Origin of the sequence: Mesorhizobium sp. M1406, from assembly GCF_040317555.1 — a bacterium.
Taxonomy (GTDB): domain Bacteria; phylum Pseudomonadota; class Alphaproteobacteria; order Rhizobiales; family Rhizobiaceae; genus Mesorhizobium.
This window is the reverse complement of record NZ_JAMYKW010000040.1, coordinates 40,446-49,259: the sequence shown is the minus strand read 5'-3', so window position 1 is coordinate 49,259 and position 8,814 is coordinate 40,446. Positions and strand designations below refer to the sequence as shown.

Here is an 8,814-nt window from a genome sequence, read left to right as displayed (position 1 = left end):
CTATACACGCTTTTTCGACCGCGCGCCGGGCGGTTGCAGCATGGTTGTCGAGGCGCGTCCCGAAGGCTGGTGGTACAGCGCCGACTTGCGCGTGCCTCACCGATCTGGATCTGGGCAGCGAACTGCGCAAAGCCGGACATTGGTACCGCGCTTTAGCCGCAACGCAGTCCATCGCGCCGCTCGTGCCGCCCAACGCAATCGAGACCGCCAGCATGATCAAGGCGGCGGGAACCGCAACGATCGATCCGGCCGCCGGTGACCGCTGGGTCGCGGCGGGCGACTGCCTGTTCTGTGCCGATCCACTGTCATCACGCGGGATTGTGCATGCACTCCGCTCAGGGATCCTGGCGGCCTACGCGGCATCGGACATGCTGGACGGGCGTGGCGATTCGCCTGCGCCCGCTATGCAAAATCGCCACACGCGGCTTTGCCGATTAGCTCCCGGCGCTGGCTGCCCACTATGCAGCCGCCGCGCGATGGGACACGCCTTTCTCGCAGCGGCGGCGCAGCCATGTCTTCCACGCGTCTAGCATCGTAGGAGGGAGGTCAGAGGTGGTCTCGGGACGGGGTGCTCGGCACTTATGAACCGACCGAGCGCCAGCGAGTGGTCGTCGGCGGGCTCGATGGCGGCATCAGGTCAGGGAACTCGGCCTCCATGATCATCTCCGATTTAATTCAAATTTGTCTGTATATATTGACGATTGCACTACCTTCACCTCGTAGACGGCAATGCGGGCGGGTAGAGAGGGTTCTATGATATGACAAGCGATTTTTCCGCCGCCCGAGTGCATTTAGATCGAGCGTTGACTACCTTTGTGGGGATGACCCGATGAGTCAAAGGGGCCGCGAAGCCTTGGACCTGCTAATTGAGGCGGTTGCCGTTGAAGAGTTCAAGCAGCCACGCCAAAGCGCTGAGGTGCTAAGGTTTCCGATCGGGCGCCGCTGCTGAGGTAATCTCCACGGCCGCCATGTAGCCTCGCGGGTGAGGCGCTCACGGCAGGGACTCGCCGCCCCGTGAGGGCCGGGAACGAACGCATTGGCAAACGGAAAGCCCACTTGCCAGACCAGCGCCCGGCCGGCGTGGCAAGTAGGCCGGCGGTTCCAAGCGGAGACATGCCGGACTATGTCGTGCTTTGCATCGCATTAAGCTGCCATTCTGGAAAGTCGCGTTCCTGCCAACGTTATTGGAGCTCTTTGCGAAGCCGCGGCATTTTCACTGATGGTCAGGCTGTGCTCTCTCGCAAAACGAATGGCGCAAAGATATCCGTCAACGTCTTCCAAGGTGGGACGGGCTGCATCTTCATTCCAGTGAGCCGCAAGTTCCTGTAGCGATGAAGGTCGTCCTTGTCTTGGGACAAACATGTCTGTGACCCGACGCTTTGCTCTCTCTAGAAAGGCGTCCGAGTTGCCGAGCCGCAACCGCCTTACATGCCACTGAAAGCGCCATCCCGATGCTGACTCGCGCATGTGAATTGAGAAGGGAGATCGAGCCGGCTTCGAGGATGAGCCCAGGCTGAGATCTACGCTCAGCCACGTGCATGATCGCTTACGATGGGCAGTCACGGCGTGGATGATGCCCGCGGTTAGGGGGCGTATCCAAGTAAACCCGCTGGGTAGATTGCAGTTCGGAATCCGAGGCACGCCCGCTGCCGGAGTGGTGGTCATGCGGCTTGGCGTAGAGCGAGTTTCTTGTGCTCGCGCAACCGAGGCGGAAGATGCATGGCGCGTTCGAACGTCACCCAGCGCCTTAAACTTGCGGTCGCGGCCGCCGCGGAACGTTACCCGCAACTCGCGCGTCGCTCGACGCACCCGGGATCATGAAACGCCCAGCGCCCTCACCCTCGCCGCCGCCAGTGTCGGCGGCGTGGTCAGCGGAATCCGCAGACGCACCTTGCCGGGATCTCCAGCTCGATCACCGCTGGGGGCGCCGCCGGCACCGAAGCGGCGACAGGCTCATCGGGAACCACGACAACTTCGGCAAAGCCCGTTTCGCGGGCTCTCAGCGTGCGGCGCCACTTATAGATCAGACTGGTCGCGACATCGTACTGACGCGCCACCGCCGCCACCGTGGACAAGGGCGCGAATGCCGCCGCCAGTATCCGGCACTGATCCTCTTCACTCCAACGACGCCGCCGCTCCGGCCCGGTCAATAATGTCACATGGCTCATGCTGTGCTGCTAACTATGCTGGTAAGGACGACCTTATGAGCGCAGCCTCGCTACCATGCCATCCTCCCGCAAGGCGGCCTCCGCCGGAGGCGTACTTTTCCAGTGACGCTCCGCTTGCGCCGGTTGAATCGGTCCAGCAGCTCAAGCGAGAAGTGCACGACCCAGCGGTGGACAGTGGAATGGTCGACGTGAATGCCGCGCTCGGCCATCATCTCTTCCAGATCACGCAGGCTGAGATTGTAGGCAAGATACCAGCGAACCCACAGTAGGATCACGGATCGATCAAAATGGCGGCCTTTGTACATGACAAAACCCGGAAAAAAGAGCAAGCGTTATGCAGCAAATGACCTTTCCGAAAAGTTTGCGACAGAACCATAATGGCCGCGTGTTGCTGGGAACAGTTCTTGTTCCGGCCCTTTTAGAGAAGCTGGCGTTGTGCGAGCCGCTTGAAAATCCGCCCCTTCTGCAACAGCTCGAGATAGCTGCCGCTTTCAGCTATGCGGCCGTCATTGATAACGTAGATCAGGTCGGCGGACTCCAGGGTTGACATCCGCTGAGCGATGGCGACCCGGGTGCACTGGAGGCTGCGCAGATTGTCCATGACGCGACGCTGCGTGACATTGTCGAGCGCGCTGGTGGCCTCGTCCATGATCACGACGCGCGGTTTGCGTGTAACGGCGCGCGCAATCAACAGCCGCTGGCGCTGGCCTCCGGAGAATGTCATGCCGCCCTCGGCGATGGCGGTGTGTAGCCCCATGGGGAGATCCTTGACCACATCATCGAGGGCGGCAATACGCAGTGCTTCCATCGCCTCGTCTTCGGAAAGCGGGAGGCCGGCTGCAATGTTGTCGTAGATTGAGCCTGCTAGCAGGCGGCCGTTTTGTAGCACGACGCCGTATTGACGCCGCATATCCCGAAGATCGACAAAGCGGAGGTCGGTACCGTCGAGATAAATATTGCCCGACTCGGGAACGTCGAAGCCCAGCAAGAGTCGGATGATGGACGACTTGCCAGCGCCGGATGAGCCGACCAAGGCGACAAACCGCTCGGCCGGGATGCGCATCGACAGGCCCTTCAGAACAAGCGGCGCGTCCGGCGCATAACGGAAACGCACGTCGCGCAGCTCGATCTCGCCGCTCACCCGCGAGAACTGGCTGCCCTGACCGATCCGTTCCTCCTTCGCCTCGAGGATCGGACGGACACGCTGGAAGTAGGCTTGCAGTATGACGATGAACAGCGACGCGCGGGTCAGCGACATGACTGCGCTGACGAACTGGCCAAGAGCAACGTTAAAGCTCGCAAACTCGGCGACCGACATCAGCGGCGTATAGGGACGCGGGTCGTTGGTCGAGCGGAAGAAGGCGAACAGGTTTCCGCTGTGCGCACCCAGAACAACCAGCACGACCACGGTCAGCAGCGGTCCGAAGCCAGATCGCAGAATAGAGAGACAATTGCTCAGGATGCTCTGCCGCAGGCTGAGGGTCACCGTGCGCCGGTAGGTGCGGAGCCAAACGAGGAACGCCTCGCGCTCGGAGCCGGCCACCCGCAACTTCGCGATAGCGCCCAGCAGCTGCAGGACAGTGCCCTGCTGCTTTCCCGACAGCTCGAGCGATTCGAAATTGTAGCTCAGGATGCTCTTGCCGATCAGATAGGCAACGCCGGCGAACAGCACCGAGACGAGCACCAGTAGCAAGGTCACGCGCCATTCGAAGTAGAGCATCAGGCCGACACTGAAGATCATCGACACAGCGCCCGAGAAGACCGTCATGATTGATCGGCTGATCAGCTTGCGGGTGACGTTGATGCTATCGGCGCGACTGGCGAGGTCGCCCGCCGTGAAGCCGCGGAAGAATGGCACCGGCAGGTTGAGGAGCTTGATCCACACAGCGGCCTGGATGCGGTTGTCCGCGCGCGCCTCCAATCTCAGGCCGCTCAGCGACTCCACGAGATTTGTGCTGGTCATGCCGAGCGCTAACAACAGCAGCAGGCCGCTGATCACGCCGACTTGGTCGAGTTCGGCATCTGGAATGATGGGGTCCAGCAGCCAGCCGAGGGCCATCGGGGAGGCGAGTGAGAAAAGGCCGGTCAGAACCATCGTAGCGATGATGGCGAGCACGTCGGCACGGCAGTTATGCAGGCCGAAGCGCAGGAGGCGCCAACCGGTTAGCATGCCGTCAGGAAGCGGGATGTAGAAGGCGTAGGCGGTGCGGTTGATCGTTGCGCCGATCTTGGCATCCACTGCCTGCGGGGCGCCACGGCCGTAACACAGGTAGCGATTGCCGGAGCGGATCAGCGCGCAGGGTGCGGATTCGGGTCCCACGGTCGCTAGCAGTGGGCCGAGGTCGCCTTCCCACCAACGGCCCTCCAAGATCAGTTCCCGATACTGTAGGTGGTTGTCCCGAGCGATCTCGTCGATGGCCCGGGCCAGCGGGGGTGGCGTAATCTTATTGCGACGCCGCGGCAGCGCCGGATGGCCGAGCGCACGTGCCACGCGAGCGGCGATCGTGCCGATCGTCTCGGTTTCCTCACTGCCTTCGACCGCAGTTTTGATGCTTATCAGATCAACGAGGTTGCCCAACTCCGTGGCGAAATCGCCTTCCGCCGCGAGACGTGACGCTTCATGCGCCGCGGAGTTTTGGGCAAGTTCCCCTGCACGGCTGGCGATAGCCGCCCTTACGGCTCTTTCGGCAAGTGCCAAGCCTGGGTCTTGGCTAGATGGTCTGGCCTCCCATGGGGCCAGCAACGCAAGCCAGCCGTTCCGGGCTTGTTCGAGCGCCGGCCGGGCCTCCACGTTAGACGCAAGCTCCCACAGCGCCTTGCGCGTCGTCTCGACGATCTCAGTGTCGGCTGATGGCACGCCAATGAAGCGGAACTCATCGCCGGCCGGCAGGGAATCGATTAGCCCACCCGCCTCGACTGACAGAAACGGGTACCGACCGTATCTGTCCACAAGAAATATTTCGACGGATCCCGAAAGCACGAGCCATATCCGGTCCACTGTCGTGACATCGAGCGTGTTGTTTCCGCCCACAATCCGGCGCTGTCCGGCAATGCCCAGCGCCGATGCGAGCGTCGATCCGGGTGCCTTCCAGCTCAGCGTAATGATCGCATTCAGTTTGGCGCTATTATTGAGGAGGACGTCGACGATGTTCATCCAGCCCTCACAAGGGCGGCATAGACGCCGTTGGCCGCCTTGAGCTTTTCATGCGTGCCTCGTTCCACGATGGTGCCATTCTCGAACACGAAGATCTGATCGCAGTCACGAATGGTACTGAGCCGCTGGGCAACAATAAAGCATGTCGTGCCCCTCAGCCGCATGTTATGGTCGATCTGCGCTTCGGTGACGGCATCCAGCGCGGCAGTCGCCTCGTCCAGCACGAGAATCGTTGGGTTGCGGGCCAGGGCGCGGGCAATCTCGAGGCGCTGGCGCTGGCCACCGCTCAGATTGGTGCCCCCCTCGCTCAGCATGCCCTCATATCCGCCGGGACGTCCCAGGATCGTTTCGTGAATACAAGCGTCCCGCGCCCCGCGCACGATCGAACGCGGGGCGGTAGCACGATTGAACAAGGCGAGGTTGTCTTGAATTGTGCTCTCGAACAGGCGGATGTCCTGATCCACCCAAGCGACGTTCGAGGTGAAGACGTCGCGGGGCACCTCGGCAACCGGGTAGTTATCGTAGAGCACGCTTCCCGAGCGCGGGGGGTAAAGACCGAGCAGAAGATGAACCAGGGTCGACTTGCCGCTCCCGCTGCCACCCACGAAGGCGACGCGCTGCCCCGGCTCGACCTTTAGGTTGATGTCGTGCAGTACGGGCAAGTCGAAGGCGCCGTAGGCAAAACTTAGGTCAGCTATCTCGACTCGCCCGGAGAGTTGTCGGGGCGGTTCCGCAACCGGTGCTGCCGCCTTCGCCGGATGCCCCTCGATCAGCGGATCGCTCTTCGCCGCAAGGACGTCCTCGAGCCGCGCCCAGTGGCCCTTTGCCTCCTGAAGCTGAAGGCTGAGGTTGACGATCTGCTGCAAGGGACTCATGAAGCTGCCGAGCAGCATCTGGAACGCCAGTAGACCACCTATGGTCATCTCGCCCCAGATGATCAGGACCGCGCCGAAGCAGAGAACCATTGCCGTCATGATCTGCCCGAGCAGGGTCGGCGCCGCCCCCAGCGACAGGGAAATGCGTTCGCGCGACTGGAACTGGTTCACCGCGTGCGCCTGGTAGCCCGACCAAATACGGAAGAAATCCGACTCGGAGCCCATGGCCTTAATGGTCTCGATCGACTGAAGGCCGGACATCGCGGCGGCGGCTATTTTTGCACTGATATTGAGGATGACCATGTTGCCGTCCTTCAATCTGCGGCGCACAAGTGCGACAGCAGCGACGTTGCAGGCCACCAGCAAAATCGAGACGATGGTGAGTGGGAGGCTGTAGGCCGCCATCACACCTGCATAGACAATCACCATTGCCAACTGGGTGGCCGCTGTCGGCAGGGGACCGGAAACCAGAATGGCAAGCTGATTGGCCGAGTGGGCGCGACTGACGATGTCGCCGTGCTGGCTCTGCGTAAGGAACAGCAGCGGGAGGCGCAGGACGTGCCACAGGAAGCGCGCACCGATCATCACTGCCAATTTCAGCTGTAGACGCATCAGCACGCGCTGTTGCAGCCAAGTGACAGTGGCCTCCAGTGCGACTCCAAACAGCAGCGCCACGATGATGGGAAACAGCCAGGTGTCGAATCGGCGTACTAGGACCTCGTCGACGAACACTTTGATGAGCGCAGGGAGCAGAATCGACGGCAGCGCAAGCATGACGGTTGTGGCCGCCATCACTACGAGCGCGGCTCTTGACCCAGATGTCCAGCCGAACAGGGTCCGCAGCATACCCTGCCTGTAGCCGCCTGGTTTGAAATTGGATCCGCGCTTGAACTCTAGCGCGACGCCCGAATAGTTTTCGTAGAATTCTTGGTGACCGACGATGCGTCGGCCGAGGGCCGGATCGTTGATCCGGATACCGCGACCTAACCGGCCTTCGACGACGACGAAGTGGTCGGCCGACCAGTGGGCGATGAATGGCAGCGCAAGGGAGTTGAGCGCTTCAATCGGGAGCTGCTGCCCGCGCGCCTCTAGGCCATAGTCCCGCGCCGCCTTGACTATATTGCTGGCGCGCGCGCCGTCACGCGAGACGCCGCAGGCTTGGCGCAGTTCGTCCAACGGGACAAAACGGTGGAAATACCCCAGGACCATGGACAGCGCCGCAGCGCCGCAGTCCGCCTCCATCTGCAACACTGTTGGCGTGGCGACAGCCCGCCGCAGCCGCAGGGTGAACTCACGGCTGGTCACAGATGCGCCCATGTCCGCACGATGGGCAGCACAAGAGAGAGAGGAGTGACGCGGTCCACTACGATATTGACGGCGGCGGTCGTGCCGGGCGTCACCTCTGTCAGTGGACGGGCGGCAGATGTCCAGTGTAAGCCGTCCGTTGTATCCGGATCTGCCTCAAGCTCGATCTCGATGCGCACCGGAGCGCCAGCGCCCATCAAGGTGTCGACGAGCGCCTCGTTACCGAGAACGGCCAGCAGGTCGCCCCGGGACACCGGCAGCAGGCTCACTTGGCTGACCTGGCCCTTGATCGACCCGTAGATTTGTTCATCGATGGACGAAGGACTGATAAGTGCATGCATGCCCGCAACCACGCGCTTGCCTTGGTCGATCGGCAAGTAGGCGTGAACGATCATGCGTCTCTCCAAAGTACTGGATTCGACCGTGATCAGGTTGATTCCAGCGGCAACCGTCGCATTGGGGTAGGTTGTAATCTCACTGACCGTGCCGTCGACCGGGCTGCGGATCGCGGAGCCGACCTCGAACTGCACCTGTAGATCACGGTAGCTGGCTTCCGCATCGATCACCTTTATGCGCAGTTCGGTTCGGCTGCGATGAACCAAGTCTTCGAATTCGATCTCCTCAGTCTGTAACTTCTGAATCTGGTCGGTCATTTGACGGATGGAGCGCTGCACGTCGATGAGGCGGCCGAACTCAAGCTGTTCCTGGATGCGGGTGGCAAAACCGCGCTTCACTTCCGTCACAAAGGCCTCGTACAGGCCTTGAATCATCTGGCGGTTCTTCTCTGCATCCGCAAGGCTGGCCTTCAGCGATGAAATCTCTTGGTGGAGAGTCTGCCTGCGCCGCTCCACATCTGCATGGGAAGTCTTATCGTAATTTTCAGACTCCCCGCGTTGCGCTTGGACAGCGATCCGCGCCTGTTCAAGGCGCTCCGCGACCTCGTCGAGCTTAACCGTAACCAGAAGATCGCGGCGGGTGACCGTGTCCCCGGGTTTGACGTGAATTTGCGCGACTGTGCCCCCTGTCCGGGCTACCACGTCGGCAACGACGCTACGATCGAGCAGAATAACGCCTTGACCCTTGGCATGGAAGGCGAGCCGGCCAACAAACCCCCAAGCCACCGCGCCACTTACGCAAAGCGCGAGCGCAACAAACAGAATCCACGTCGACCGCGATGTGAGTTGGATCGCTTGGTTCAAATGCTCAGGATCACGAAGGGCACGTGGGCTCTCTGCGCTCGTCGTCACAGGGTTCAGCATTTTCTCTCCCCAAGCAGCTGAGAACACCAACGGGCTGTCGCCCTGCGGATATG

The 8,814-nt window shown here is 61.5% G+C and carries 6 protein-coding genes and 1 pseudogene; 1 reads left to right on the top strand and 6 read right to left on the bottom strand.

The annotated features are described in order from the left end of the window. On the top strand, positions 1-530 hold a 530-nt coding region (locus NKH03_RS25330), incomplete at its 5' end, for an NAD(P)/FAD-dependent oxidoreductase (protein WP_502913560.1). Between the two features lie 613 nt (positions 531-1,143). On the opposite strand, the gene NKH03_RS25325 is transcribed toward NKH03_RS25330, so the two are convergent. The 6 genes and pseudogenes from NKH03_RS25325 to NKH03_RS25300 all read right to left on the bottom strand — a co-directional run bounded on the left by NKH03_RS25325 (position 1,144) and on the right by NKH03_RS25300 (position 8,761). After that, entirely contained in the window at positions 1,144-1,467 is a 324-nt protein-coding gene (locus tag NKH03_RS25325) for an isopentenyl transferase family protein (RefSeq protein WP_352971320.1), read from the bottom strand. 401 nt (positions 1,468-1,868) lie between these two features. Next, on the bottom strand, positions 1,869-2,168 hold the full coding sequence (locus NKH03_RS25320; protein ID WP_352971318.1) for a transposase: 300 nt from the start codon (positions 2,166-2,168) through the stop codon (positions 1,869-1,871). Between the two features lie 95 nt (positions 2,169-2,263). Then, positions 2,264-2,473: pseudogene (locus NKH03_RS25315) on the bottom strand (IS6 family transposase); the annotation flags it as partial. Between the two features lie 113 nt (positions 2,474-2,586). Beyond that, positions 2,587-5,322, bottom strand: a complete 2,736-nt coding sequence (locus NKH03_RS25310) for an ATP-binding cassette domain-containing protein (RefSeq protein WP_352971316.1) — start codon at positions 5,320-5,322, stop codon at positions 2,587-2,589. Continuing rightward, a complete protein-coding gene (locus NKH03_RS25305; RefSeq protein ID WP_352971315.1) occupies positions 5,319-7,502 on the bottom strand; it encodes an NHLP family bacteriocin export ABC transporter peptidase/permease/ATPase subunit in 2,184 nt (727 codons plus the stop codon). The genes NKH03_RS25310 and NKH03_RS25305 overlap by 4 nt, the downstream gene beginning before the upstream one ends. After that, positions 7,499-8,761, bottom strand: coding sequence for an NHLP bacteriocin system secretion protein (locus NKH03_RS25300; RefSeq protein WP_352606067.1), 1,263 nt, complete (start codon positions 8,759-8,761; stop codon positions 7,499-7,501). The genes NKH03_RS25305 and NKH03_RS25300 overlap by 4 nt, the downstream gene beginning before the upstream one ends. Positions 8,762-8,814 lie beyond the last annotated feature (53 nt).

What these genes read in the sequence shown, in the direction of transcription:
- NKH03_RS25300 (WP_352606067.1), bottom strand. Translation starts at nt 8,761, where the DNA reads ATGCTGAACCCTGTGACGACGAGCGCAGAGAGCCCACGTGCCCTTCGT.
- NKH03_RS25325 (WP_352971320.1), bottom strand. Translation starts at nt 1,467, where the DNA reads ATGCGCGAGTCAGCATCGGGATGGCGCTTTCAGTGGCATGTAAGGCGG.
- NKH03_RS25320 (WP_352971318.1), bottom strand. Translation starts at nt 2,168, where the DNA reads ATGAGCCATGTGACATTATTGACCGGGCCGGAGCGGCGGCGTCGTTGG.
- NKH03_RS25310 (WP_352971316.1), bottom strand. Translation starts at nt 5,322, where the DNA reads ATGAACATCGTCGACGTCCTCCTCAATAATAGCGCCAAACTGAATGCG.